21 protein-coding genes are annotated in these 26,066 nt (G+C 63.8%); 11 read left to right on the top strand and 10 right to left on the bottom strand.

Annotated elements, in window-relative coordinates:
* Window positions 1–81: 81 nt before the first annotated feature.
* From clpB to rluD, 3 genes are all read right to left on the bottom strand, one after another.
* A complete protein-coding gene (gene clpB / locus RS899_RS01030) occupies window positions 82–2,646 on the bottom strand; it encodes an ATP-dependent chaperone ClpB (RefSeq protein ID WP_315808877.1) in 2,565 nt (854 codons plus the stop codon).
* 254 nt (window positions 2,647–2,900) lie between these two features.
* The gene (gene pgeF, locus RS899_RS01025) at window positions 2,901–3,626 is read right to left on the bottom strand and encodes a peptidoglycan editing factor PgeF (protein ID WP_315808876.1); all 726 of its coding nucleotides are present in this window, start codon (window positions 3,624–3,626) and stop codon (window positions 2,901–2,903) included.
* Window positions 3,623–4,582 carry a 23S rRNA pseudouridine(1911/1915/1917) synthase RluD gene (gene rluD / locus RS899_RS01020; RefSeq protein WP_233300034.1) on the bottom strand — a complete coding sequence of 320 codons (960 nt, stop codon included), beginning with the start codon at window positions 4,580–4,582 and terminating at the stop codon, window positions 3,623–3,625. Before rluD ends, pgeF begins: the two co-directional genes overlap by 4 nt.
* Window positions 4,583–4,729: 147 nt before the next feature.
* On the opposite strand from rluD, the gene RS899_RS01015 reads away from it, so the two are divergent.
* The 4 genes from RS899_RS01015 to RS899_RS01000 all read left to right on the top strand — a co-directional run bounded on the left by RS899_RS01015 (window position 4,730) and on the right by RS899_RS01000 (window position 9,085).
* The gene (locus RS899_RS01015; protein ID WP_024763098.1) at window positions 4,730–5,755 is read left to right on the top strand and encodes an outer membrane protein assembly factor BamD; all 1,026 of its coding nucleotides are present in this window, start codon (window positions 4,730–4,732) and stop codon (window positions 5,753–5,755) included.
* Between the two features lie 155 nt (window positions 5,756–5,910).
* The gene (locus tag RS899_RS01010; protein ID WP_024763097.1) at window positions 5,911–6,153 is read left to right on the top strand and encodes a PP0621 family protein; all 243 of its coding nucleotides are present in this window, start codon (window positions 5,911–5,913) and stop codon (window positions 6,151–6,153) included.
* Window positions 6,143–7,732, top strand: coding sequence for a sensor histidine kinase (locus RS899_RS01005; protein WP_315808875.1), 1,590 nt, complete (start codon window positions 6,143–6,145; stop codon window positions 7,730–7,732). Before RS899_RS01010 ends, RS899_RS01005 begins: the two co-directional genes overlap by 11 nt.
* 15 nt (window positions 7,733–7,747) lie before the next feature.
* Window positions 7,748–9,085 (top strand): sigma-54 dependent transcriptional regulator, encoded by a 1,338-nt coding sequence (locus tag RS899_RS01000; protein WP_315808874.1) that lies wholly within the window; start codon window positions 7,748–7,750, stop codon window positions 9,083–9,085.
* An 18-nt stretch (window positions 9,086–9,103) separates the two neighbouring features.
* Here the strand turns inward: RS899_RS01000 and thiO are convergent, their stop codons facing one another.
* Window positions 9,104–10,213: a glycine oxidase ThiO gene (thiO, locus tag RS899_RS00995; protein WP_315808873.1), complete on the bottom strand. Its 1,110-nt coding sequence runs from the start codon at window positions 10,211–10,213 to the stop codon at window positions 9,104–9,106.
* Window positions 10,214–10,407: 194 nt separating this feature from the next.
* On the opposite strand from thiO, the gene RS899_RS00990 reads away from it, so the two are divergent.
* The 7 genes from RS899_RS00990 to RS899_RS00960 all read left to right on the top strand — a co-directional run bounded on the left by RS899_RS00990 (window position 10,408) and on the right by RS899_RS00960 (window position 18,428).
* Window positions 10,408–10,920 (top strand): GspH/FimT family pseudopilin, encoded by a 513-nt coding sequence (locus RS899_RS00990; RefSeq protein WP_233300031.1) that lies wholly within the window; start codon window positions 10,408–10,410, stop codon window positions 10,918–10,920.
* A gap of 151 nt (window positions 10,921–11,071) precedes the next feature.
* Complete coding sequence (locus RS899_RS00985) at window positions 11,072–11,572, top strand: GspH/FimT family pseudopilin (protein ID WP_170859285.1); 501 nt, start codon at window positions 11,072–11,074, stop codon at window positions 11,570–11,572.
* Window positions 11,569–12,042 carry a type IV pilus modification protein PilV gene (gene pilV, locus RS899_RS00980; protein WP_170859268.1) on the top strand — a complete coding sequence of 158 codons (474 nt, stop codon included), beginning with the start codon at window positions 11,569–11,571 and terminating at the stop codon, window positions 12,040–12,042. Before RS899_RS00985 ends, pilV begins: the two co-directional genes overlap by 4 nt.
* Window positions 12,043–12,101: 59 nt before the next feature.
* Window positions 12,102–12,716: a hypothetical protein gene (locus RS899_RS00975; protein ID WP_315808872.1), complete on the top strand. Its 615-nt coding sequence runs from the start codon at window positions 12,102–12,104 to the stop codon at window positions 12,714–12,716.
* Window positions 12,713–13,189, top strand: a complete 477-nt coding sequence (locus tag RS899_RS00970; RefSeq protein ID WP_233300029.1) for a PilX N-terminal domain-containing pilus assembly protein — start codon at window positions 12,713–12,715, stop codon at window positions 13,187–13,189. Before RS899_RS00975 ends, RS899_RS00970 begins: the two co-directional genes overlap by 4 nt.
* A gap of 11 nt (window positions 13,190–13,200) precedes the next feature.
* Window positions 13,201–17,982 (top strand): pilus assembly protein PilY, encoded by a 4,782-nt coding sequence (locus RS899_RS00965; RefSeq protein WP_315808871.1) that lies wholly within the window; start codon window positions 13,201–13,203, stop codon window positions 17,980–17,982.
* A gap of 23 nt (window positions 17,983–18,005) precedes the next feature.
* The gene (locus RS899_RS00960) at window positions 18,006–18,428 is read left to right on the top strand and encodes a type IV pilin protein (protein WP_315808870.1); all 423 of its coding nucleotides are present in this window, start codon (window positions 18,006–18,008) and stop codon (window positions 18,426–18,428) included.
* Between the two features lie 57 nt (window positions 18,429–18,485).
* Here RS899_RS00960 and ispH read toward each other — a convergent pair whose 3' ends face one another.
* From ispH to murJ, 6 genes are all read right to left on the bottom strand, one after another.
* The gene (ispH, locus tag RS899_RS00955; protein ID WP_233300027.1) at window positions 18,486–19,430 is read right to left on the bottom strand and encodes a 4-hydroxy-3-methylbut-2-enyl diphosphate reductase; all 945 of its coding nucleotides are present in this window, start codon (window positions 19,428–19,430) and stop codon (window positions 18,486–18,488) included.
* A 97-nt stretch (window positions 19,431–19,527) separates the two neighbouring features.
* Window positions 19,528–19,965, bottom strand: coding sequence for an FKBP-type peptidyl-prolyl cis-trans isomerase (fkpB, locus tag RS899_RS00950; RefSeq protein WP_315808869.1), 438 nt, complete (start codon window positions 19,963–19,965; stop codon window positions 19,528–19,530).
* Window positions 19,958–20,467 (bottom strand): signal peptidase II, encoded by a 510-nt coding sequence (gene lspA / locus RS899_RS00945; RefSeq protein ID WP_315808868.1) that lies wholly within the window; start codon window positions 20,465–20,467, stop codon window positions 19,958–19,960. Before lspA ends, fkpB begins: the two co-directional genes overlap by 8 nt.
* A complete protein-coding gene (ileS, locus tag RS899_RS00940) occupies window positions 20,460–23,294 on the bottom strand; it encodes an isoleucine--tRNA ligase (protein WP_315808867.1) in 2,835 nt (944 codons plus the stop codon). Before ileS ends, lspA begins: the two co-directional genes overlap by 8 nt.
* 21 nt (window positions 23,295–23,315) lie before the next feature.
* Window positions 23,316–24,254, bottom strand: a complete 939-nt coding sequence (ribF, locus tag RS899_RS00935) for a bifunctional riboflavin kinase/FAD synthetase (protein ID WP_315808866.1) — start codon at window positions 24,252–24,254, stop codon at window positions 23,316–23,318.
* Between the two features lie 106 nt (window positions 24,255–24,360).
* Entirely contained in the window at window positions 24,361–25,899 is a 1,539-nt protein-coding gene (gene murJ / locus RS899_RS00930) for a murein biosynthesis integral membrane protein MurJ (protein ID WP_315808865.1), read from the bottom strand.
* Between the last annotated feature and the right edge of the window lie 167 nt (window positions 25,900–26,066).

The following is a 26,066-nucleotide window of genomic DNA, read 5'->3' as shown; positions in this document are numbered from 1 at the left end:
TGGATGTTCGCGAGCACGCTCGCTCCTATAAAGAGCCATGAAAAAGCCCGCCGATGGGCGGGCTTTTTCGTGGAGCGGGGATCAGGAGAAGACTATCTCGTCGTTCTCGACCTTGGCATGGATCTTCGCGCCAGGGTTGAACCTGCCGGCCAGGATCAACTGCGCCAGCGGGTTCTCGATCCAGCGCTGGATCGCACGCTTGAGCGGCCGCGCGCCATACACCGGGTCGAAGCCGACGGCGATCAGCTTGTCCATCGCCTCGTCGCTCAGCTCCAGGCTCAGCTCGCGCTCGGCCAGGCGTTTGCGCAGGCGGCCCATCTGGATCCGCGCAATGCCGGCGATCTGCTCGCGGGCCAAGGGTTCGAAGACCACTACTTCGTCAATCCGGTTGATGAATTCCGGTCGGAAGTGTGAATTCACCGCGCCCATGACCGCAGCATGCTGGGCCTCACGATCGCCGACCAGCTCCTGGATCTGCGCCGACCCCAGGTTCGAGGTCATCACCACCACGGTGTTGCGGAAGTCCACGGTACGGCCGTGGCTGTCGGTCAGACGACCATCCTCCAGCACCTGCAGCAGCACGTTGAAGACGTCCGGATGGGCCTTCTCGACTTCGTCGAGCAGTACCACCGAGTACGGTTTGCGGCGCACAGCCTCGGTCAGGTAACCGCCTTCTTCATAACCCACGTAGCCCGGCGGTGCACCGATCAGGCGAGCCACGGAGTGCTTCTCCATGAACTCGGACATGTCGATGCGCACCAGCGCTTCCTCGGTGTCGAAGAGGAATTCGGCCAGGGCCTTGCACAGCTCGGTCTTGCCCACCCCGGTCGGGCCGAGGAAGAGGAACGAGCCGCTCGGGCGGTTCGGGTCAGCCAAGCCCGCACGGGAACGGCGCACGGCGTTGGAGACGGCCACCACGGCCTCGTGCTGGCCGATGACGCGCTTGTGCAGCTCGTCTTCCATGCGCAGCAGTTTCTCGCGCTCGCCTTCGAGCATCTTGGAGACCGGAATGCCGGTCCACTTGGCGACGACCTCGGCAATTTCCTCGTCGGTCACCTTGTTGCGCAGTAGTTGCTTCTCGGTCTGGCCGTGCTGGTCGACCATCTGCAGGCTGCGCTCCAGGTCCGGAATGGTCTGGTACTGGATGCGCGCCATGGTTTCCAGGTCGCCCTTGCGGCGGGCGGTTTCCATTTCCTGCTTGGCCTGCTCGATCTTCTGCTGGATCTGCGCGGAACCCTGAACCTCGGCTTTCTCCGATTTCCAGATTTCCTCAAGATCAGCGTACTCGCGCTCGAGCTTGGCGATGTCTTCTTCGAGCTTGGCGAGGCGCTTCTTGGTGGCCTCGTCATCCTCTTTTTTCAGTGCCTCGCGCTCGATCTTCAGCTGGATCAGGCGACGATCCAGGCGATCGAGTTCCTCCGGCTTGGAGTCGATCTCCATGCGGATGCGGCTCGCAGCCTCGTCGATCAGGTCGATAGCCTTGTCCGGCAGCTGACGGTCGGTGATGTAGCGGTGGCTGAGCTTGGCCGCGGCGATGATCGCGCCATCGGTGATGGTGACGCCGTGATGCACCTCGTAGCGCTCTTTCAGGCCACGCAGGATGGCGATGGTGTCTTCCTCGCTCGGCTCATCCACCAGCACTTTCTGGAAGCGGCGCTCCAGCGCGGCGTCCTTCTCGATGTACTGGCGGTACTCGTCCAGGGTGGTGGCGCCCACGCAGTGCAACTCGCCACGGGCCAGGGCCGGCTTGAGCATGTTGCCGGCGTCCATGGCGCCCTCGGCCTTGCCAGCGCCGACCATGGTGTGCAGTTCGTCGATGAACAGGATGATCCGGCCTTCCTGCTTGGACAGCTCGTTGAGCACGGCTTTCAGGCGCTCCTCGAACTCGCCGCGGAACTTGGCACCGGCGATCAGCGCGCCCATGTCCAGCGCAAGCAGGCGCTTGTCTTTCAGGCCGTCGGGCACTTCGCCGTTGACGATGCGCTGGGCCAGGCCTTCGACAATGGCGGTCTTGCCGACACCGGGTTCGCCGATCAGCACGGGGTTGTTCTTGGTGCGGCGCTGCAGGACCTGGATGGTCCGACGGATCTCGTCGTCACGGCCGATCACCGGGTCGAGCTTACCGTCCTCGGCGCGCTTGGTCATGTCGACGGTGTACTTGTCCAGCGCCTGACGCGACTCTTCGACGTTGGGGTCGTTCACTGCCTCGCCGCCGCGCAGGTTGGTCACGGCGTTTTCCAGGGCCTTCTTGGAGACGCCCTGGCTGGTCAGCAGCTTGCCGAGCCTGGTGCTGTCGTCCATGGCGGCCAGCAGCACGAGTTCGCTGGAGATAAACTGGTCGCCCTTCTGCTGAGCCAGGCGGTCGGCCTGGTTGAGCAGGCGCGCCAGATCCTGCGACAGGTTCACGTCGCCGGTGGGGTTCTGGATCTTCGGCAGCGTGTCCATCTCCTTATTAAGAGAGGAGCGCAGCGCGGGAATGTCGAAGCCGACCTGCATCAGCAGGGGCTTGATGGAGCCGCCCTGCTGATCGATCAGCGCGGACAGCAGGTGCACCGGCTCGATGGCCGGGTGGTCATGTCCAACAGCCAGGGACTGGGCATCGGAGAGTGCAAGCTGGAGCTTGCTGGTCAAACGGTCGATTCGCATGAGGGTCGTCCTTCCTTTCTAGAGCGGGCCGGAGCGATGGATGCCCCTGGTCACGACTAACCCGCCGGGATGCCAGATAGATAAGGTCGATTTTGGTCGGTTCAAGCCATTTGGCCATGACACCCGTCAGTTCGTGTCTTCGGAAGGCCCTCCGGAGCGGAGTTGAACCTGTAGGAGCGAGCTTGCTCGCGAACCTCGCCTGACACAAAGGTATCCAGCGGTTCGCGAGCGGGCTCGCGCCTACAAACGGGCAGTCAGGCCAGCCAGATCAGGCTGGCCAGGCGGCCGGTGCGCGAACTGCGGCGGTAGGAATAGAAGCGCTCGGTGTCGGTGAAGGTGCAGAAATCGCCGCCATAGACGGCGGTCACGCCTTTCGCTGCGAGGCGGATACGCGCCAGTTCATAGATGTCCGCCATGAACTTGCCGGCATTGGCGCTGGGCAGGAAGGCGCGCTCGGCTTCGGTATGCTCGGCCAGGAAGGCTTCGCGAACCTCCGGACCGACTTCGAAGGCCTGCGGACCGATCGACGGCCCCAACCAGACCAGCAATTGCGAAGGCTCAACGCCCATGGCATCCACGGTCACCTCCAGTACGCCACCGACCAGCCCACGCCAACCGGCATGTGCTGCGGCGACGCGAGTGCCGGCTCGGTCGCAGAACAAGGCAGGCAAACAGTCGGCGGTCATGATGGTGCAGGCGACGTCAGGGGTATAGCTCCAGCTGGCATCCGCGGTGGCGACGACGGACGGATCAGCCTCGACCACCTCGATGCCATGCACCTGGCTCAGCCAGGCCGGCTGGCAACCCAGCTCGGCAGTCAGGCGACGGCGATTCTCGGCCACGGCCGCCGGAACGTCACCGACATGGTCACCGAGGTTGAAGCTGTCGAAAGGCTCGACGCTGACACCGCCGGCGCGGGTCGTCACGCAGGCACGAACATTTGCCGGTGCCGGCCAGTCGGGCGTCAGCCATGAAGTCATACGAAGGACTCGTTGTCCTGACGCAGCAGGCTCAGCAGCCAGGTGAAATCGTCCGGCAGTGGCGACTCCCATTTCATCCGCACGCTGGTGGCCGGGTGATCCAGCTCCAGGAAACGCGCGTGCAGGGCCTGGCGCGGGAAGTCGCGCAGGGACTCGATGAGGGTCGGGCTGGCACCCGGCGGAATGCGGAAACGCCCGCCGTAGGTGGGATCCCCCACCAGCGGATGGCCGATGTGCGTCATATGGACGCGGATCTGGTGCGTACGGCCGGTTTCCAGCTTCACCCGGGTATGGGTGTGCGCGCGGAAGCGCTCCAGCACGCGGTAATGGCTGATGGCGACCTTGCCGGTCTCGATCACCGCCATCTTCTGCCGTTGCACACCATGACGACCGATGGGCGCGTCGACGGTGCCCCCGGCGACGATGACGCCGGTAACGATGGCTTCGTAGATGCGACTGACCGAGCGCGCCTGCAACTGCGCAACCAGGTTGGTATGGGCCTCCAGGGTCTTGGCTACCACCATCAGGCCGGTGGTGTCCTTGTCCAGGCGGTGCACGATGCCGGCGCGCGGCACATTGGCCAGGTGCGGCACGTGGTGCAGCAGCGCATTGAGCAAAGTGCCGTCCTGGTGGCCCGCGGCGGGGTGAACCACCAGGCCGGTCGGCTTGTCGATGACCAGGATGTGATCGTCTTCATAAACGATGTCCAGCTCGATGTCCTGGGCGACCCATTCACCCTGGGCCTCCAGCTCGACATCCAGTTCCAGGCGCGAGCCGGCATGGACAATGTCGCGCGGACGCAGCACGGCGCCGTCGACCTTGAGACGGCCGTCCTTGATCCAGCCAGCCAGGCGGGAGCGGGAGTGGTCGGAGAAGAGCTGGGCGGCGACCTGGTCGAGACGCTGACCACCGAGGTCGAACGGCACTTCTGCCGCGAGTTGGATCATATTGGACATGACTGGACACGAAGGGCGCGCGGCCTTTTGGTTCGGCTGTGCGCTGTGGTTAAATACGGGGCCTTTGTCCCAGGGGTATCCCTGGGGCGCCAATCATAACAGACGGTTGCGGCCGCGACAGCCGACCGTCCAGGGACGCAAGCCGCCATGCAAGTGAAACACCTGCTGCTGATCGCCACCCTCGCCTTCGTTACCGCCTGCTCCTCCAAGGGCGAGAAGGTGGATGAGAACCTGAGCGAAAGCCAGCTGTACCAGCAGGCCCAGGAAGACCTCAATAACAAGAGCTACACCAACGCCGTCGCCAAGCTGAAGGCGCTGGAGTCCCGCTATCCGTTCGGCCGCTATGCCGAGCAGGCCCAGTTGGAACTGATCTACGCCAACTACAAGAACATGGAGCCCGAGGCTGCCCGCGCGTCCGCCGAGCGCTTCATCCGCCTGCACCCGCAGCATCCGAACGTCGACTACGCCTACTACCTCAAGGGCCTGGCCTCCTTCGACCAGGACCGCGGCCTGCTGGCGCGCTTCCTGCCGCTGGACATGACCAAACGTGACCCGGGCGCCGCTCGCGACTCGTTCAACGAGTTCGCCCAACTGGTCAGCCGCTACCCGAACAGCCGCTACGCCCCGGACGCCAAGGCGCGCATGATCTACCTGCGCAACCTGCTGGCGGCCTACGAAGTACACGTCGGCCACTACTACCTCAAGCGCCAGGCTTACGTCGCCGCCGCCAACCGCGGCCGCTACGTGGTCGAGAACTTCCAGGAAACCCCGGCCGTCGGCGATGGCCTGGCGATCATGGTCGAGGCGTACCAGCGCCTGGGCCTGAACGACCTGGCCGATTCCAGCCTGGAAACCCTGAAGGCGAACTACCCGGACAACCCCAGCCTCAAGGATGGCCAGTTCGTTCCGCGTGAAGACGAAGCCGACAACCGCTCCTGGCTGGCCAAGGCCACCCTGGGCCTGATCGAGACCAATGATGCCCCGCCGCACATGGAAACCCAGGCATCCAAGGACGTGATCAAGCAGTACGAAGACGCCGAACAGCAGATCCCCGCGGAGCTCAAGCCCGAGAACCAGAGCGACGTGGAAGAGGAACAGCACGAGTCCGAAGGCAACTCCGGCAGCAGCAACCGTTCCTGGTTCAGCTACATGACCTTCGGTATCTTCGACTGATACCGTCAGGTTCGACGAAAAAGGGAGGCTTCGGCCTCCCTTTTTTCATCCTGGAAAGATTCAAGGGTCTTTTACCCCTGATCGGCGGAGCGCACACGGGCTCACTGTGCGGCGCCGCGAGGCTTGGATAAACTGCCGCTCTTTATGCACAAGGGATTGCCATGACCCGTCTGCTGTTCTGGATCGCCCTCTTCGCCTTTGGTTGGTGGCTGTGGCGCAAGGCCACCCGACCGGCGCGCCCCGTCGAGAAGCCCAAGGGCGACGACCCCGCCGCGCCGATGGTCCGCTGCGCACAGTGCGGCGTGCACGTGCCGCAGAGCCACGCCCTGCAGGATGAGAGCAAGTGGTACTGCAGCCGCGCGCACCTCGAACAGGACCGCACCGACCGTGGTCGCTGAAGGGATCTCCCTTACGGGCCAGGGCCTGCGTGTCCTGCGCCTGTACCACCTGTATCGCCTGACCATCGGCCTGGTACTGGTACTGCTGATCTCCAGCAGCCTGGATGATGAACTGCTCAAGCTGGCCCACCCCGAGCTTTTCCATGTCGGCTGCTGGGTCTACCTGATCCTCAACATCCTGATCGCCGTGCTGATGCCGACACCGCGCCAGCTGCTGCCGCTGTTCATCCTGGCAGCGCTGGACATACTCCTGCTCAGCGCGCTGTTCTATACCGCCGGCGGCATCCCCAGCGGCATCGGCAACCTGATGGTGGTCGCCGTGGCCATTGCCAACATCCTGCTGCGCGGGCGCATCGGCCTGCTGATCGCCGCTATCGCCGCCATCAACCTGATCTACCTGACCTTCTACCTGAGCCTCAGCCAGGTCACCGCCCTCAACCACTACGTGCAGGCCGGCGGCCTGGGCGCCCTGAGCTTCGCCTCGGCCCTGCTGATCCAGGCCCTGGCCCGGCGCCAGCAGATCGTCGAGAACATCGCCGAGCAGCGTGCCACCACGGTAGCCAACCTCGAAGAGCTCAACGCGCTGATCCTGCAGCGCATGCGCACCGGTATCCTGGTACTGGGCGATCGTCACCGCGTGCTGCTGGCCAACCAGAGCGCCACTACGCTGCTGGGCGGCCACGACCTGCCCGGCCACTCACTGGCCGAGTACAGCCCGCAGTTGGTCTCCAGCCTGCAGCAATGGCAGCAGAACCCCGCCCTGCGCCCGCCAAGCCTGCAACCCATGGAGTCCGGCCTGACCGTACAGCCCAGCTTCATCCCGCTGCGTCGGGGCAACGAACAGCACATCCTGATGTTCCTCGAGGACATTTCGCAGATCGCCCAGCAGGCCCAGCAGCTCAAGCTCGCCGCGCTTGGCCGGCTGACTGCCGGCATCGCCCATGAAATCCGCAATCCGCTGGGCGCGATCAGCCATGCCGCCCAGTTGCTGCTGGAATCGGAAGAAATGGACAAGCCCGACCGGCGCCTGGCGCAGATTATCCAGGACCAGTCGCGGCGCATGAACCTGGTCATCGAGAACGTTCTGCAGCTGTCGCGCCGACGCCAGTCCGAACCGCAGCTGCTCGACCTGAAATACTGGCTGCACCGCTACGCTGGCGAGATGCGCGAAGGCCTGCGCGAGGGACAGCAGATCCACGTGGAGACCGGCCAGGGCACCGTGCAGACGCGCATGGACCCGCATCAGTTGACGCAGGTACTGACCAACCTCGTGCAGAATGGGTTACGGTACAGCACCCAGAAGAACGGCACCGGCCAGGTCTGGCTGCGCCTGTACCGCGACAGCGAGACCGACTTGCCCGTGCTGGAAGTGCTCGACGACGGTCCCGGCATCAGCGCCGAACAGCGGGGGAAACTGTTCGAGCCGTTCTTCACCACCGAAAGCAAGGGCACAGGCCTTGGCCTGTATATCTCCCGCGAGCTGTGCGAAAGCAATCAGGCTCGACTGGACTACAAGACGCGTGACGAAGGCGGCAGCTGCTTCCGCATCACCTTCGCCCACCCGCGCAAACAAAGCTAAGAAGACGCAAAGAACATGAGCCGTCAAAAAGCCCTGATCGTCGACGACGAACCCGACATTCGCGAGCTGCTGGAAATCACCCTCGGCCGCATGAAGCTGGACACCCGCAGCGCCCGCAACGTCAAGGAAGCCCGCGATTTCCTAGCGCGCGAGCCGTTCGACTTCTGCCTCACCGACATGCGCCTGCCCGACGGCACCGGCCTGGACCTGGTGCAATACATCCAGCAACGCCATCCGCAGATGCCGGTGGCGATGATCACCGCCTTCGGCAGCCTGGATACCGCGGTGCAGGCGCTCAAGGCCGGCGCCTTCGACTTCCTGACCAAGCCTGTGGACCTCGCCCGTCTGCGTGAGCTGGTGAACTCCGCCCTGCGCCTGCGCTCGCCGGAAGCCGAGGAAGCCCCGGTGGACAGCCGCCTGCTCGGTGATTCCCCACCCATGCGCACCCTGCGTAACCAGGTGGCCAAGCTGGCCCGCAGCCAGGCGCCGGTTTATATCAGCGGCGAATCCGGCAGCGGCAAGGAACTGGTAGCCCGGTTGATCCACGAGCAAGGCCCGCGGGAGGTCCAGACCTTCGTGCCGGTCAACTGCGGCGCCATTCCGTCAGAGCTGATGGAAAGCGAGTTCTTCGGCCACAAGAAAGGCAGCTTCACCGGCGCCGTGGAAGACAAACTGGGCCTGTTCCAGGCCGCGAACGGCGGCACCCTGTTCCTCGACGAGGTGGCCGACCTGCCACTGCCGATGCAGGTCAAGCTGCTGCGCGTCATCCAGGAAAAGGCCGTGCGCGCCGTGGGCGGCCAGCAGGAAGTCGCGGTAGACGTGCGCATCCTCTGCGCGACGCACAAGGACCTGGCCGCCGAAGTGGCCGCCGGGCGCTTCCGCCAGGACCTCTACTATCGCCTGAACGTCATCGAACTGCGGGTTCCGCCCCTGCGCGAGCGTCGTGAAGACATCCCGCTGCTGACCGATCGCGTACTCAAGCGCCTCGCCGGCGACAGCGGATTGACGGCCGCCTCGGTCAGCGCCGATGCCCTGGAGAAGCTCAAGAGCTACCGTTTCCCGGGCAACGTGCGGGAGCTTGAGAACATGCTCGAGCGCGCCTACACGCTTTGCGAAGACGACGTCATCCAGCCCCACGACCTGCGTCTGGCCGAGACCAGCTCCCCGGACGGCGCTGGCGAAGCCAGCCTGGCGCAGATCGACAACCTTGAGGATTACCTCGAGGACATCGAACGCAAGCTGATCATGCAAGCCCTGGAAGAGACTCGCTGGAACCGCACTGCGGCGGCGCAACGCCTGGGCCTGACCTTCCGTTCCATGCGCTATCGCCTGAAGAAACTGGGGATCGACTGATCCCCAGCCCAGCCGCCCCTAGACGATGGGCGTCGCCACCAGGCGCCCTTCCGGCGCGTACGGCGCCGCCTCGATGATCGGCGAGCGCTTCTGCATCAGGTCCGCCAGCAACTGGCAGGACGCCGGCGCCAGCACCAGGCCATTGCGATAGTGACCGGTGTTCAGCCACAGGCCCTGATGGCCGGGCACCTCGCCAATAAAGGGAATGCCCTGCGGCGAGCCCGGACGCAGCCCGGCCCAGTGATTCACCGGCTCCCTGCCCGCCAGCGCGGGGATCAGCTCCTCAGCAGAGGCGCGCAGGCTGCTCAAGGCCTCACCCGTCGGAGTCTTGTCGAAACCGGCATGCTCGAGCGTGCTGCCCACCAGGATGTGCCCATCGCGGCGCGGAATCGCGTAGCGACCTTTGGCCAGCACCATGCTGGAGAGGAAGTCCGGGACGCAGCGGTAAAGGATCATCTGCCCCTTCACCGGCTCCACCGGCAGCTGCAGGCCCAGCTTCGCCAACAACTCGCCGCTCCAGGCACCGGCCGCCAGCACCACTGAATCGGCAATGAAATCGCCCTGCTCAGTGCGCACGCCGTTCACACGCTCGCCCTCGCGCAGGAAGCCGGTCACCTCGACCTGCTCACGCACGCTGACGTTCGGAAGTCGCAGCAGCGCCTCGCGCAGCGACTTGGCCAGGCGCGGATTGCGCACGTTGGCTACCCCAGACATGTATACGGCACGCTCGAAGCCCTGACCCAGCACTGGGACGGCGTCATGCACGGCGCCGATGTCCACTTCCGCAAGCGGGCGACCATGGGCCTTGGCCCAAGCCAGAGCTTCGGCCTGGTCATCGAGGTCCAGCCAGTAGAGGCCCGTGACATGTACTTCCGGGTCGAGCCCGGTATCGCTGAGCAGTCGGTCACTCAGCCGCGGGTAGAAGTCCTGCGACCAGTGGGCCAGGTTGGCGACTGCCGCGCTGTAGCGCCACGGATAAAGCGGCGAGACGATGCCACCGCCAGCCCAGGACGCTTCGCGCCCGGTCTCGCCCTTCTCCAGCAGCACCACCTCGGCACCTGCCTGCCCCAGAGTCCAGGCAGTCAGCATCCCGACTACCCCACCGCCCACCACGATCATGTCCGGCATACCACGCCCCACATCACTGGAAAATCAACGGCCCATCGCCGGCCGCACACTATACCGGGCCTGGAACGTTGGCGGAGCAAGACGGAAGTCGATGCGGCATCGGACCGCTCCTACACCCTTCATCCAACTCGTCGACAGGCACGCCGCCATCCGGGGCCGATACTTCCCGCATCTCAACGACCCGGAAGCAAATCATGACCAGGGAACGGGGCTTTACCCTTGTCGAACTGCTGTGCGCTCTCGCAATACTCGCCATCGTACTGTCCGTCGCCGCCCCGTCCTTGAGCGAACTCCTGCGCGACCAGCGAGTGAGCGTCGCCACCCAGGAACTCCGCAATGCCCTGGACTTTGCCCGCGAATCAGCGGTGCACCGCGGACAATCGATCAGCGTCAGCGCAGACAACGGCGACTGGGCCTCCGGCTGGGAGGTCTTCGTCGACACCGGCAACCTTGGTACGCACAACTCCCAGCAACCGCCCCTTGCCGCTCACGGCTCACTGCGCGGCATCGACATCCGCACCGACAGCACTTCACGCCGCTACATACACTTCACCCCACGCGGTAATGCGATCCAGCCCAACGGCGCCTTTCACTCCGGCACGCTGACCCTCTGCGGCGAGGGCCGAACGAGCTATCGGGTCGTCTTCAACAAGGCCGGGCGCATTCGCACCGAGCCTGGGAGCACCGAAGACTTCTGCCCTCGCTGACCGAGTTCTCAGCCCCTGAGCGACGGGGTTCACAGAACCCGGGACCGCATGACCGAACGTCCCCCTAATACGAACGGTCATCCACAGAAAACAGACATTTCCCACGCGACTAGGCAGCATTGCTGCTATCGAAAATGTGAGGAATGCGCCTATGTCGCGCCCCAAGGAGCAAGCCGGGCTTACGCTGGTGGAACTGGTCACCGTGATCGCGATCATCGCGATCCTCGCCTCAATTGCCTTCCCGAGCTTCCAGCACACGCTCGCGAGCAACCGGGTGACGACCACGTCCAACAACCTGCTCGGTCTGCTGCAACTCGCCCGCAGCGAAGCGATGACCATGGGCAGAACGGTGACTGTCTGCCCCAGCACCGACCAGAGCACCTGTACTCAGGGTGCTACCTGGAACAACGGCATGATCGCCCTGCGTAACGGCAGCAGCACGCCGGTACGGGTAGTGCCGGATATCAGCAACGGCACCGCGATCAGCGCCAGCAGTGGATCGAACAGCGTCAGCAGCCTGACCTTCAATGCCAACGGCACCATCAGCTCCGCTACATCCTTCGGCATCTGCAACAGCAGCGGAAACGTTGCGCGGCAGATCAACGTCAACCTGCTCGGCCATGCCGCCATCGTAGCGGGGCAATGCCCATGAAACGCCAATCCTCCGGTTTCACCCTGCTCGAAGTGATGATCGCGATGATGATTCTCGCCATCGGCCTGCTCGGAATGGCCAGCCTGATGGTGACCAGCCTGCAGAACAACCAGAGCGCTTACGCCCGCGCTCAGGCCACCGTACTGGCTTACGACATCGTCGAGCGCATGCGCGCCAATCGCTCCAAAGCCGAGGCAGACAGCTCCCCTTACGCACTGGCCAGCGGCAGCCCGAGCGACGCCGCCAGGGACTGCCAGCAAAACGGCTGTACGCCTGCGCAGATGGCCGCCTGGGACATGGCGCAATGGTGGGCCGACCTGCAAAGCAGCATTCCCGGAGCAACCGCCACGGTCAAACAGATCTCCGGGCGCAGCTACGAAATCAATCTGAGCTGGCAGGAAACCTCACTGACCCACAACACCAACAACACGCCCGATACGCTGAACTACAAGCTGAGAACCGACCTATGACGTATGCGTATCGACAGCCCGCAGCGCTTCGCCAGCGGGGCTTTTCGCTTGTCGAACTGATGGTGGCAATCGTCCTCGCCAGCCTACTGGTACTGGGCGTGACCCAGCTGTACTCGAACTCGGCAGCGACCGACCGCACCAACTCCGCCCTCGCTCGAGTTCAAGAGAGCGGCCGCACTGTACTGGAACTGATCCGCCAGGATACCTGGCGCGCCGGGTTCGAGGGCTGCGTCAACCCGCTCACACTGATCAAGGTCGGCAACATTACTTTCCCGGACGATGTGGTGCTCGCTCAATCAAACCCACTGGGCGTGACCCTGCGCTACGCCTCACGCGACAGCACGGCCACCAGCTTCCCGCAGAGGGACTGCGACAACTCTCAGTTGTATCTGCACGACGTCACCTATGCCAACTGCTCCGGCAGCCAGGGTGGCATCTGCGTCACCAGCAACGGCGGCACTGCCGCACAGCTCACCAGCGACGTGACCATCAGCGCCATTCGCTACGGCATTCCGAACAAGGCCGGCACTACGATCATCTGGCAGGCAAGCCCGACCCCGGACGATCTCGCCCGAGCGACCTCGCTCCAGGTGTCGGTTCGTGCGACCGATACCCAGCAGAACATCACCCGTGATTTCAGCACCACCGTCCAGATCAGGAACCGCTCGCAATGACTTCCCGCGAACCGCAACGAGGCATGGCCCTGCTGGTCAGCCTGATGCTTCTGCTGCTGTTGACGGTGATCGCCATCAGCGCCGCCAACATGTCCTCCATACAACAGCGCATGGCGATCAACAGCCAGAACCAGAACGTCGCCTTCCAGGCGTCGGAGAGCGGTCTGGCGGCATGGATCGACAAATACGTGAAGACCGGCATCACGCTGGATACGCGCACGGCCCCCGCAACGCTGAAAGATGCGGACAACAACGTTGTAGCCAAATACGCCGTGTCCTCGTCCGACCCGATCATCCTGCCTCCAGGTGCGGGCAGCTCCATCGGCACCGAAAACCCCGAGTTCCGCACCTACCCCATCACCAGCCTTGCTGTCGCCTGTGGCAGTGACGCCAATACCTGCACCCCCGCTACGGACAATGGGTATGCACGCGCGCGTCACATGCAAGGTTACGAACAACGTCGGGTCAAGTAACAGGAGCGCCCATGAACAGAATCCCGAAAATCCGCGCCCTGCTGACCGGCATGCTCGCCACCGGCCTGATGTCGTCGGCGACCCTGAGCTATGCCGACGACACTGAAATCTTCTTCGGCGGCCCGGCCATCGACAGCGGCATCCGTCCCAACGTGCTCTTCGTGCTGGATAACTCCGGCTCCATGGCCTGGCGGACCGACAGCAACGACAACCCTTCGGGCGGCCAGTCCTCACGGATGACCATCCTCAAGGGCGCTTTCTCCGACATCATCCAGAGCGTAAAAGGCATCAACGCCGGCGTGATGGTGCTGAACTCGCGTACCGAATACGACGGCACGCGCATGGTGTTTCCGGTGGAGAACATCGACGACATCATGCCCAGCTCGGTTACCCAGGTGGCCAACGCCCCTGAGCTGCTCGACAGCGTGGGGGACGGTACCGAACGCACCGACGTGAGCAGCGCACCGGTGCTGGACGACCCCAGCCTGGTGATGGGCTACGTGGGAGTCAATATCGACACCCCCGGGCTGAAGGATGTACCGCTCACCGGCTCCAACGCGTTCTTCAGCAGCACTGCGTATAACACCGCACCGGCTGCGGCGGATTACGCCTGCAACGTCGCAGCGACCGCCAATCGCACGAACTGCAAAGCGGTCACCAGCATGAACGTGCGCAACTCCACTGCGGGCATGACGGCATTGCTGCTGATCAAGGGTGTCAACTTGCCTCCGAATGCGACGATTCAGAGCGCCGTTCTGCAGTTGACCCCCACCAACAGCAACACCGGCACGCCGCCGCAGCTGAGCATTCGCGCCCAGCGCAGCAAGACGCCTGCAGACCTCAACGACGATCAGAAACTTGGCAGCAACCGAACCTTCAGCACCACTGCCTCCAGGATCACCGCAACCACCTGGCGAAATGGCACCAGCGTTCAGTTCAACGTCCTGCCGCTGATCAACGACATTTTGACGACGAACCCGGTAGCCGACCCTATCGGCGACGTACTGCTAGCCTTCCGTGCCAGCCAGAACAGCGACTACACATTCTGTGCCTCTGGCTGCCCGACCGCTTCAGCGCCGCGCCTGATCATCAACTACACCACGCCGACCACCCAGACACAGACCCGTGTCGGCGCAATGCGCTTCGAGAACGTCTCGATTCCCCAGGGCGCTAACGTCACCTCGGCGCGCCTGGACTTCGTCCCGGCCTCGTCCAGCAGCCAGGCCGTGACCTTCCAGGTCAAGGCGCAACTGAGCAGCGACGCACCGGTGCTGAGCACCGGCGAGCACTTCGCCAACCGCACCAAGACCACTGCGCTGACGAACTGGCAGGCGCCGGAATGGATCACCGAAAACCCTCCCGTGTATGTAGACGGTCCCGATGTAACCGGCCAGGTGCAGGAGGTCGTGAACCAGACAGGCTGGTGCGGCAATAACGCGATGGCCTTCTTCCTCACTCCGAGCACTGGAACGGGTTCGCGCACCGCCTACAGCTATGATGGCGGCGCCGGCCTGCAGCCGCGCCTGACCATCTCCTATACCGGTGGTACCAGCGGTTGCCTCAACCCGATTCTCGAAGCCCGTGTCACCGACCAGAAGAACGACGCCTACGAAAGCCGTACTGGCAGCATGAACCTGGCCGGTAACAGCCTCACGCTGAACCGCGCCTACGTCGGCGCGCGCTACGAGGGCCTGGCGCTCAATCGCAATGCCAACATCCTGGATGCCCAGGTGATCATGACCCCGGCCTCCTCCTCCAACTCGCCCAACGCCTCGACCACCATCAGCTTCGAGGCGGCGGACAACTCGGCGGCGTTCACCTCCGACACCAGCAACCTGAGCAACCGCAATCGCACCAGCACCGCCACCTGCACCATCAACAATGCCGGCGGCGGCTGGACTGCCAATACTCCGTACATTTGCCGCGACGCAGCGATCAAGACCTCACTGCAAGCAGTGGTAAACCGCAGCGGCTGGCAACCGGGCAATGCCGTCACTCTGTTGCTCAACCAGGGCTCGGATACCAACCTGAGCGTGCGTGCCTATGAGACCAACCCATCGCAGTCGATCAAGCTGCGCATCAAGGTGGCCAACGGTGGACTCGGGGTCAGCACCAACACAGTACGTAATCACCTCGATGCCCTGGTGCAGAACATGACGGCCAAGGACGGTACGCCGATCGTGCCGACCTACCTTGAGGCTACACAGTATCTGCGGGGCGACCGCAGCGGCTATAGCTCGCCGATGACCAGCGCCTGCCAGGCCACCCACATAGTGATACTCACCGACGGCCAGGCCAACAACAACACCAACGACGCCAAGAACGCGATTGGCAGCCTGATCGGCAAGAGCTGCACCGGCGATGCCAGCGACGATGGCGAACGCTGCGCCCGGTCCCTGGCCGGCTGGCTGTCCGCCAATGACCAGTCCGCATTCGACGGTGATAACTATTTCATCACCCACACCGTCGGTTTCGCCCTGGATGCCAGCGGAGGCACGGCCAGTACCAACATCAAGAATTTCCTGCGCGACGTAGCCAGCAACGGCAAGGGGTCGTTCTATACGGCCACCGACGCGGCCCAGCTGTCGGCGGCATTCAATGCCATCATCCAGCAGGTATTGGCCACCGACACCACCTTCGTCAGCGTCAGCGCCCCGGTGAACTCCTTCAACCGTGCGGACAACAAGGACGAGCTGTACTACTCGCTGTTCAAACCCTCGGAAAACGACCGCTGGGCGGGCAACGTCAAGCGCTACCGCTTCGCCACTCCCGAAGGCGATACCTCCGTCGCACAGATCGTCGACGCCGACGGCACTCCGGCGATCGATGCCAACACTGGCTTCTTCCGTAACACGGCACGCAGCTACTGGAGCAACCCGGCCGACGGCAACAACACCGCTGCCGGCGGTGCTGCTGCGCTGCTGACCGACCCGAGCAGCCGCAAGCTGTACACCTATACCGGCTCCACACTGACGTCCGCGGTCACCCTGAGTACCGGCAACAACAGCCTGCTCAGCACCGCGAACACCACTTTGACCGCGGACATGCTCGGTGCGGCCGATGCCACCGAACGTACCAACCTCATCAACTACATCCGCGGCACCAACCCGGCGGACAGTACCGTTCGCAAAGCCATGGGCGATCCCCTGCACTCCTCTCCCCGCCTCGCGACCTGGGGTTGCAATACCTCTGTGGCCAGCGATGGAAGCTGCAGCGATGCAGACCAGAGCGTGGTGGTTTCCTCCAACGAAGGTTACCTGCACGTCATCAATTCGAAGACCGGCGTCGAGCAGATGGCCTTCATGCCCAAGGCTCTGCTGGGCAACATCAAGGCGCTGTACAACAACGCCCGCTCCACCAGCCAGAAGCCCCGCCCCTATGGCCTCGACAACACCGTCACCCTGTGGGTCAACGACGCCAACAACAACGGCGTGATCTACGGCGGCAAGAACCTGCTAACCGGCGAAACCATCAGCGGTCTGAACGACGGCGAATTCGTCTATGCCTACGTGACCATGGGGCGCGGTGGCCGCGACATCTACGCTCTGGATATCACCGACCGGAGCGCACCGCGCCTGATGTGGCAGATCCTCGGCGGCACCACCAGCGGCTTCAGCAAGCTCGGCCAGACCTGGTCGGCCCCGGTGAAGACGCAGATCCAGGTGGGCACGGCCAGCGACAGCAATCCGCCCACGGATGTGCTGATCTTCGCTGGCGGTTATGACGTCGACCAGGACAACGCCAGCGTCCGCACTACCGACGATCAGGGCAATGCACTGTACATCGTCAATGCCAAGACCGGCGCGCTGATCTGGTCGGCCAGCAATGACAGTTCGGCCACCAAGGTCCTGAACAAGATGAACTACAGCATGCCGGGGCGCGTGCGGGTCCTCGATCTGCAGAAGAACACCCAGGGCGCACTGATCTCGGACAGCCAGCAGTTGGCCGACCAGATCTTCATCGGCGACCTCGGCGGTCAGGTCTGGCGTTTCTACATCAATAACGGCAGCAGCGGCGCCAACCTGGTCACTCCGGGCGGGAACAGCGGCGACGGCGTCTTCGCCAACATCGTCCCGGCCGACACCACCAGTGAAACGACCGCCGATCGCAAGGCCAAGCTGCGCCGCTTCTACAACGAAGTGGACGTCGCCCTGCTCAACGACAGCGGCACCCTGGCGCTCGCGGTGAACGTGGGCTCCGGCTATCGAGGCCACCCGCTGGACAAGAGCGCCCAGGACCGTTTCTACTCGTTCCGCACCCAGAACATAACCAAGCCGGCCAGTGGCAACGAAGGCACTATCACCGAGAGCGACCTGTACGACGCCACTGCGAACCTTGTGCAGAATGGCACCGAAGACGAGAAAGCCGCTCAGCTGGCCACGTTGAAGGCAGCCAAGGGCTGGTACATCAAGATGAACAGTCAGGACGGGGAAAAAGTCCTGACTCGCGCAGTGACCCTCAATGGCAAGTTGTTCTTCAACACCTACCAGCCCACGGCAGTCTCCAACTCCTGCCAGGCTGCCGTTGGGTTGAACCGCTCTTATGAGGTGAACATCCTCGATGCAACACCGACCATGGTGGACAGCAGCGACCCATCCGATCGCTTCAAGAACAGCCTGGCCAACGGTGGCCTTGCGCCCGACCCGGTAGTCTTCTGCCAGGGCTCCAGCTGCTACGTGAACGCCGCAGGCACCGGTTATTCGGTGACCGGCCAAAACGGCAGCACTGGCCAGTTCAAGCGAGTCCTGCTGGACAACGACCCCCGCTCATTCTGGATCGACCAGACCCCATGAGCCCAACAGACCAGGTTGCAAGCATGCACAAGGAACAAGGTTTCACACTGATCGAGCTGATGATCGTGGTCATCGTCATCGGCGTACTCTCGGCGATCGCTTTCCCCAGCTACCAAAGCTACGTGAGGCGCGGCGCCTGTGAAGACGGCAAAGGAGTGCTACTGGGCGCGGCCAACGTGATGGAGCGCTACCGTGCCCAGCACAATACCTACTCGTCGGCCGGCGCGACGGACCTGGGGGTCTACCAATCGGCTCCGGTAGATGGCAGCAAGAAGAACTTCACCATCGCCCTGAGCAATTTGACCGACACCGGCTACACCCTTACCGCCAGCGTTACCGCAACGGGCGTGCTGGCGGGCAAGGGCTCGCTAATCCTCAACTCCTCCGGAGCCAAGTCGGGCTCTGGCGCATTGACGAACGCCTGGGGCAGCTGCAGCGGCATCTGACCCGCGCCTAATAAAAAACCCGCTTTCGCGGGTTTTTTATTAGGCGCGGGAAACGGCCTAAAGCGCCTTGACCCGCAACTCCTTGGGCATCGAGAAGGTAATGTTCTCCTCCCGCCCATCCAACTCCACCTCGGCTTCTGCCCCCCAATCGCGCAATTGCTGGATCACGCCGCGCACCAGCACTTCCGGGGCCGAAGCGCCGGCGGTGATACCGATGCGCTGCACGCCATCGAACCACTCCTTCTGCATGTCCTCGGCGCCGTCGATCAGGTAACCAGGCGTGCCCATGCGCTCCGCCAGTTCGCGCAGGCGGTTGGAGTTGGAGCTGTTCGGGCTGCCAACCACGAGCACTAGGTCGCACTGATCGGCCAGTTCCTTGACGGCATCCTGGCGGTTCTGGGTGGCGTAGCAGATGTCGTTCTTGCGCGGGCCCTGGATGTGCGGGAATTTCGCGCGCAGGGCGTCGATCACCTTGGAGGTGTCGTCCATCGACAGGGTGGTCTGGGTAACGAAATGCAGTGCCTCCGGATTGCGCACTTGCAGCGCGGCAACATCCGCCTCGTCTTCTACCAGGTAGATGGCGCCGCCATTGGAGTCGTCATACTGGCCCATGGTGCCTTCGACTTCCGGGTGGCCTTCGTGGCCGATCAGGATGCACTCGTGGCCGTCGCGGCTGTAGCGCACGACTTCCATATGCACCTTGGTCACCAGCGGGCAGGTGGCGTCGAAGACTTTCAGGCCGCGGTTCTCGGCTTCCTTGCGCACGGCCTGGGAAACGCCGTGGGCACTGAAGATGACGATGGTGTCGTCCGGCACCTGGTCGAGCTCTTCGACGAACACGGCGCCACGGTTGCGCAGGTTCTCCACCACGAACTTGTTGTGCACCACTTCATGGCGCACGTAGATCGGCGGGCCGAAGACGTCGAGGGCGCGGTTGACGATCTCGATCGCCCGGTCGACGCCGGCACAGAAGCCGCGGGGATTGGCGAGTTTGATTTGCATGGTGGCCTCGGGTGCTACGCAAGCCGGCCCACGAGGGGCCGGTAGGAATACTTCGCCTGGCGCGAAACGGCCCGCTGAATGCGGGCCGCCCGCTCATTCAGGCTGGCTGTACATCGATGATATCGACTTCGAAGGCCAGTGTTTTGCCGGCCAGCGGATGGTTGAAGTCGATGGTGACATGCTGATCGTCGAATTCCTTGACGATGCCCGGCAGCTCGGTCTTGGCGGCATCGTTGAAGATCACCAGCAGGCCCTCGGCCAGCTCCATGTCCTGGAACTGGTCGCGCGGCATCACCTGCACATTGGCCGGGTTTGGCTGGCCGAAGCCCGCTTCCGGTTCGATGGTCAGGGTACGCTTGTCGCCGGCCTTGAGGCCGAACAGCGCCTGCTCGAAGCCCGGCAGCAGGTTGCCGTCACCGACCTTGAAGGTAGCCGGCTGCTTGTCGAAGGTGCTGTCGACGACGTTGCCGTCTTCGAGCTTCAGGGCGAAATGCAGGGTGACCTGGGAATCACCACCAATACGGACATCAACCATTGGCGGTCTCTCCGGAATTTTTCGATTTGAACATATCCAGCGCCAGCATGATGGCGCCGACGGTGATGGCGCTGTCGGCCAGGTTGAAGGCAGGGAAGCGCCAGCGGTCCTGCCAGTGGACGAGGATAAAGTCCACCACGTGGCCCAGGACCATGCGGTCGTACAGGTTGCCGAGCGCGCCGCCCAGCACAAGGGCCAGGGCGATGGCCAGCCAGGTCTCGCCGCGCTTGAGGCGTTTGAGCCAGACCACCAGCACGACGCTGACCACGATGGCGATCAGGGCAAACAGCCAACGCTGCCAGCCGGAGCTATCGGCCAGGAAGCTGAACGCGGCGCCGGTGTTGTAGGCCAGGGTCCAGCTGAACAGGTCCGGGATGACCACAATCTGCTGGTACATGGTCAGTTCAGCCTGGAAGAAGGCCTTGGTGATCTGGTCCAGGACGAACACCAGCACGGTAATCCACAGCCAGGGCAGGCGACCGAAGCGATCGGCGTTAGGCATAGTGACGAACCTCGCCGGCACCTTCGATGTTCTCGACGCAGCGGCCGCACAGTTCCGGGTGCGCGGCATTGCTGCCGACGTCCGCGCGGAAGTGCCAGCAACGGCCGCACTTGGCGTGGGACGACTTAACGACCTGCAGTTTCAGGCCCGGCAGTTCACTCGCTACCGCATCGGCGGGCGCTGCGGACAGCGGCGCGACGGTGGCAGCGGAAGTGATCAGCACGAAGCGCAGCTCGTTGCCCAGTTTCTCCAGGCGCTTGGCCAGGGAGTCTTCAGCGTAGAGGGTGATCTCGGCCTGCAGGTTGCCACCAATGGTCTTGGCGCTGCGCAGGTTCTCCAGTTCCTTGTTCACGGCGGCCTTGGCAGCCATGACCTCGTCCCAGTAGGCGCGATCCAGTTCGGCGTCGGCCGGCAGTTCCGAAAGGCCGTCGTACCAGGTGGTCAGCATCACCGACTCGGCGCGCTCGCCCGGCATGAAGCTCCAGATTTCCTCGGCGGTGAAGGCCATGATCGGCGCGATCCAGCGCACCAGGGCCTCGGCGATGTGGAACAGCGCGGTCTGGCAGGAACGGCGGGCAACGCTGTTCGCCTGGGTGGTGTACTGGCGGTCCTTGATGATGTCCAGGTAGAAGCCGCCCAGCTCCTGCACGCAGAAGTTGTGCACCTTGGAGTAGACGTTCCAGAAGCGGTAGTCGCGGTAGGCCTCTTCCAGCTCGCGTTGCAGCTGCAGCGCGCGGTCGATGGCCCAGCGGTCCAGGGCCAGCAGCTGGTCATTGGGCAGCAGGTCCTTGGCCGGGTCGAAGCCGGACAGGTTGGACAGCAGGAAGCGCGTGGTATTGCGGATACGACGGTAGGCGTCGGCGCTGCGCTGCAGGATGGTCTGCGAAACGGCGATCTCGCCGGAATAATCGGTAGACGCGACCCACAGGCGCAGGATGTCGGCGCCCATGCTGTCGATCACGGTCTGCGGCACCACGGTGTTGCCCAGAGACTTGGACATCTTGCGGCCGGACTCGTCCACGGTGAAGCCGTGGGTCAGCAACTGGCGGTACGGCGCGTGGCCGTCGATGGCGCAGCCGGTCAGCAGCGAGGAATGGAACCAGCCGCGGTGCTGGTCGGAGCCTTCCAGGTAGAGGTCGGCGGCCGGGCCGCTGGCGTGGCCCAGCTCGGCGTGGGAGCCGCGCAGCACGTGCCAGTGGGTGGTGCCGGAGTCGAACCAGACGTCCAGGGTGTCGTTGATCTTGTCGTACTGCGCGGCTTCGTCGCCCAGCAGTTCGGCGGCGTCGAGCTTGAACCAGGCTTCGATGCCTTCTTTCTCGACGCGCAGGGCAACTTCTTCCATCAGCTCGACGGTGCGTGGGTGCAGCTCGCCGGTGGCCTTGTGCAGGAAGAACGGGATCGGTACGCCCCAGTTGCGCTGACGCGAGATGCACCAGTCCGGACGGCCGGCGATCATGCCGTGCAGGCGCGCCTGACCCCAGTTGGGCACGAACTCGGTCTCGGTGATAGCTTCCAGCGCGCGCTCGCGCAGGGTGGCGCCGGTCTGCGGCTGCTTGTCCATGCCAACGAACCACTGTGCGGTGGCGCGGTAGATCAGCGGGGTCTTGTGGCGCCAGCAGTGCATGTAGCTGTGGTTGATGGCCGCGTGCTTGAGCAGCGCGCCAACTTCGTCGAGCTTGGCGACGATATTCGGGTTGGCCTTCCAGATGAACTGGCCGCCGAAGAACGGCAGGTCGGCGACGTACACGCCGTTGCTCTGCACCGGGCTGAGGATGTCGTCGTTGACCATGCCGTACTGCTTGCAGGTACGGAAGTCGTCCTCACCGTAGGCCGGCGCGGAGTGAACCACGCCGGTACCGGCGCCCAGTTCGACGTACTCGGCCAGGTAGACCGGCGAGAGGCGCTCGTAGAACGGATGACGGAAGCGGATCAGGTCCAGCGCTTCGCCTTGTGCGGTGGCGATGACCTTGCCTTCCAGGCCATAACGCTGCAGGCAGGATTCGACCAGCTCTTCGGCCAGCACCAGCAGGCGCTCGCCGGTATCGACCAGCGCGTAGGTGAATTCGGGGTGGACGTTCAGCGCCTGGTTGGCCGGGATGGTCCAGGGGGTGGTGGTCCAGATGACGATGGCGGCCGGCTTGGACAGGCTGGCCAGACCAAAAGCGGCGGCCAGTTTGCCTTCGTCTTCCACCGGGAAGGCGACGTCGATGGCGTCGGACTTCTTGTCGGCGTATTCAACCTCGGCTTCAGCCAGGGCGGAGCCGCAGTCGAAGCACCAGTTCACCGGCTTCAGGCCCTTGAACACGAAGCCCTGCTTGACCATCTCGGCGAGCGCGCGGATTTCGCCGGCCTCGTTGGAGAAGTTCATGGTCTTGTAGGGATTGTCCCAGTCACCCAGCACACCCAGGCGGATGAAGTCGGCCTTCTGCCCTTCGATCTGCTCGGCAGCATATTCGCGGCACAGCTCGCGGGTCTTGTCCGCCGGCAGGTTCTTGCCGTGGGTGGTCTCGACCTTGTGCTCGATCGGCAGGCCGTGGCAGTCCCAGCCCGGCACATAAGGGGCGTCGTAGCCGGCCAGGGTCTTGGAGCGGACGATGATGTCCTTGAGGATCTTGTTGACCGCGTGACCGATATGGATGCTGCCGTTGGCGTAGGGCGGGCCATCGTGCAGGATGAATTTCGGGCGACCTTCGCCAATCTTCCGCAGCTTCTGGTACAGGCCAATGTCGTTCCAGAGCTTCAGGGTTTGCGGCTCGCGCTGCGGCAGGCCGGCTTTCATCGGGAAGTCGGTTTCGGGAAGGTTCAGAGTGGCTTTGTAATCGGTCATCTCAGGGCCTGTTCAGGATCTTCAATCAAGCGGTTGGCCCAGCCAGTAGGCCCGGGCGGCGGCGATGTCGGCGAGGATGGCCGCCTTGAGTGCCTCAAGCGAGGCAAAACGCTGCTCATTGCGCAGCTTCTGGTGGAACGTGATATCCAGGTGCTGGCCGTACAGATCGCCGGCGAAATCCAGCAGATGCACTTCCAGATGGGGCCGACCGTCGCCATTCACGGACGGCCGGGTGCCGATGTTGGCAACCCCGTTGCGACGCTGGCCAGCCACGAGAGTGCTGACCAGGTAGACGCCATTGAGCGGCGCCTTGCGGCGCTTGAGCTGGATGTTCGCAGTGGGCGAACCCAGGGTGCGCCCCAGCTTCTGCCCGTGCAGCACGCGGCCGCTCAGGCGATACGGGCGACCCAGCAGGCGTTCGACCATGTGCAGGTCACCGTCGGCCAGGTCTTTGCGGATACGCGAGCTACTGACGCGCATGCCGTCGACTTCCACCGTGGTCGCGGCTTCGACGGTAAAGCCCTGCTCCGCACTGGCATTGACCAGGAAGGCGAAGTCGCCGGAGCGGTCACAGCCGAAGCGGAAATCATCGCCCACTTCCAGATGGAGGACCCGCAGGCCTTCCACCAGAACCTGGCGGACGAACTCGGCGGCCGACAGCTCGCGCAGGCGGCGGTTGAAGGCCAGGCAGAGCACGAAATCGACGCCGTACTGACGCAGCAATTCGAGCTTCTCGCGCAGGCGGCTCAGGCGCACCGGCGCGGCATCGGGCGCGAAATATTCGCGCGGCTGCGGCTCGAAGATCACCACGCAGCTGGGTACGCCCAGCTCCAGCGAACGCTCGCGCAGACGCCCCAGGATCGCCTGGTGACCAAGATGGACGCCGTCGAAGTTACCGATGGTGGCGACACAGCCCCCGGACAGGGGCCGCAGGTTGTGAAGGCCTCGAAGCAGCTGCATAGCGCGCGTATTGCTCAGAAAGTGGTCGATTATACCCGCACCCGCCGCGGCGCGACAGGCAAAATGCCGTCGCCGCAAACGGATGCAATGCTTTACCCGGCGAAGGCTACAGCACCGCCCGGCGGGAGAAGTCCCGCAGGCGGAAGCCCAGGAGCGCCAGCATACCGAAATAGGCGACCACACCGGCCACCACCAGCACGCCCAGGCGCACCAGGCGAATCGGCATGCCGCCCTGATCCCAGGCTGGCATGAAGTGCATCATGCCGATCAGCACGGCGCACATCACCAGTACAGCTACGACTAATTTGGCGATGAACTTGCCCCAGCCGGCCTGCGGCTCGAACAGTTGCTGTTTGCGCAGTTGCCAGAACAGCAGGCCGGCGTTCAGGCAGGCCGCGAGGCTGATCGCCAGTGCCAGACCCGCATGCTTGAGCGAGCCGATGAACACCAGGTTCATCAGCTGGGTGGAGACCAGAGTAAACAGCGCGATCTTCACCGGCGTCTTGATGTTCTGCCGCGCGTAGAAGCCCGGAGCCAGCACCTTCACCAGAATGATGCCGAGCAGGCCGACCGCGTAGGCGATCAGCGCGCGCTGGGTCATCAGGGCGTCATGGGCACTGAATTTGCCGTACTGGAACAGCGCGACGGTCAGTGGCTCGGCGATCACCGCCAGGGCCAGGGAGCACGGCAGCACCAGCAGGAAGCACAGGCGCAGCCCCCAATCCATCAGGCGCGAATACTCGTGGCGGTCATCGCTGGCGTAGGTCTTGGCCAGCGACGGCAGCAGGATGGTGCCCAACGCCACGCCGAGAACGCCAGACGGCAACTCCATCAGTCGGTCGGCGTAATACATCCACGACACCGAACCCGCCACCAGGAAGGAGGCGAAGATGGTGTTGATGATCAGCGAAATCTGACTGACCGAGACGCCAAGGATCGCCGGCCCCATCTGCTTCATCACGCGCCACACGCCGGAATCGCGCAGATTGAGGCGCGGCAGCACCAGCATGCCGATCTTCTTCAGGTGCGGCAGTTGGTAGAGCAGTTGCGCAAGACCACCGGCCAGCACCGCCCAGCCCAGCGCCATGATCGGCGGGTCGAAGTAAGGCGTCAGGAACAGCGCGAACAGGATCATGCTGACGTTCAGCAGGGTCGGCACGAAGGCCGGCACCGAGAAGCGGTTCCAGGTATTGAGGATCGCCCCTGCCAGGGACGCCAGCGAAATCAGCAGGATATAAGGAAAGGTCACCCGCAGCAGGGAACTGGTGAGCTCGAACTTCTCCGGCGAGTCGACGAAACCGGGCGCCGTCACCCAGATCACCCAGGGCGCGGCAAGGATGCCCAACGCCGTGACGACCGCCAGGATCAGGGTCAGCAAGCCGGACACATAGGCAATGAAGGTGCGCGTCGCCTCCTCGCCCTGCTGGGTTTTGTACTCCGCCAGGATCGGCACGAACGCCTGGGAGAACGCGCCCTCGGCGAAGATCCGGCGCAGCAGGTTGGGCAGCTTGAAGGCGACGAAGAAAGCGTCGGTGGCCATGCCGGCGCCAAACATGCGGGCGACTATGGTGTCGCGCACGAAGCCGAGCACCCGCGAGATCATGGTCATCGAGCTGACCGCGGCCAGCGACTTGAGTAGGTTCATAGCGTCCAGAACTGGTAGAATGGCCGCCCCTGCCGGGCACGGCACTGGCCTAGAGCGATTGCTCGACTGCCAGGCGAAGCGCAGCAGTGTAGGGCTGCGGGGCGAATAAATCACCCCATCCGCCGGAGAGCGTGCGCCTGTCGCACCGCTCGTCGGAGGCAGCTCAT

This window comes from Pseudomonas sp. C9-3, from assembly GCF_032392015.1.
Classification (GTDB): domain Bacteria; phylum Pseudomonadota; class Gammaproteobacteria; order Pseudomonadales; family Pseudomonadaceae; genus Pseudomonas; species Pseudomonas nitroreducens.
Note: the sequence above shows the minus strand (reverse complement) of the source record. Positions and strands in the feature narration are given on the sequence as shown.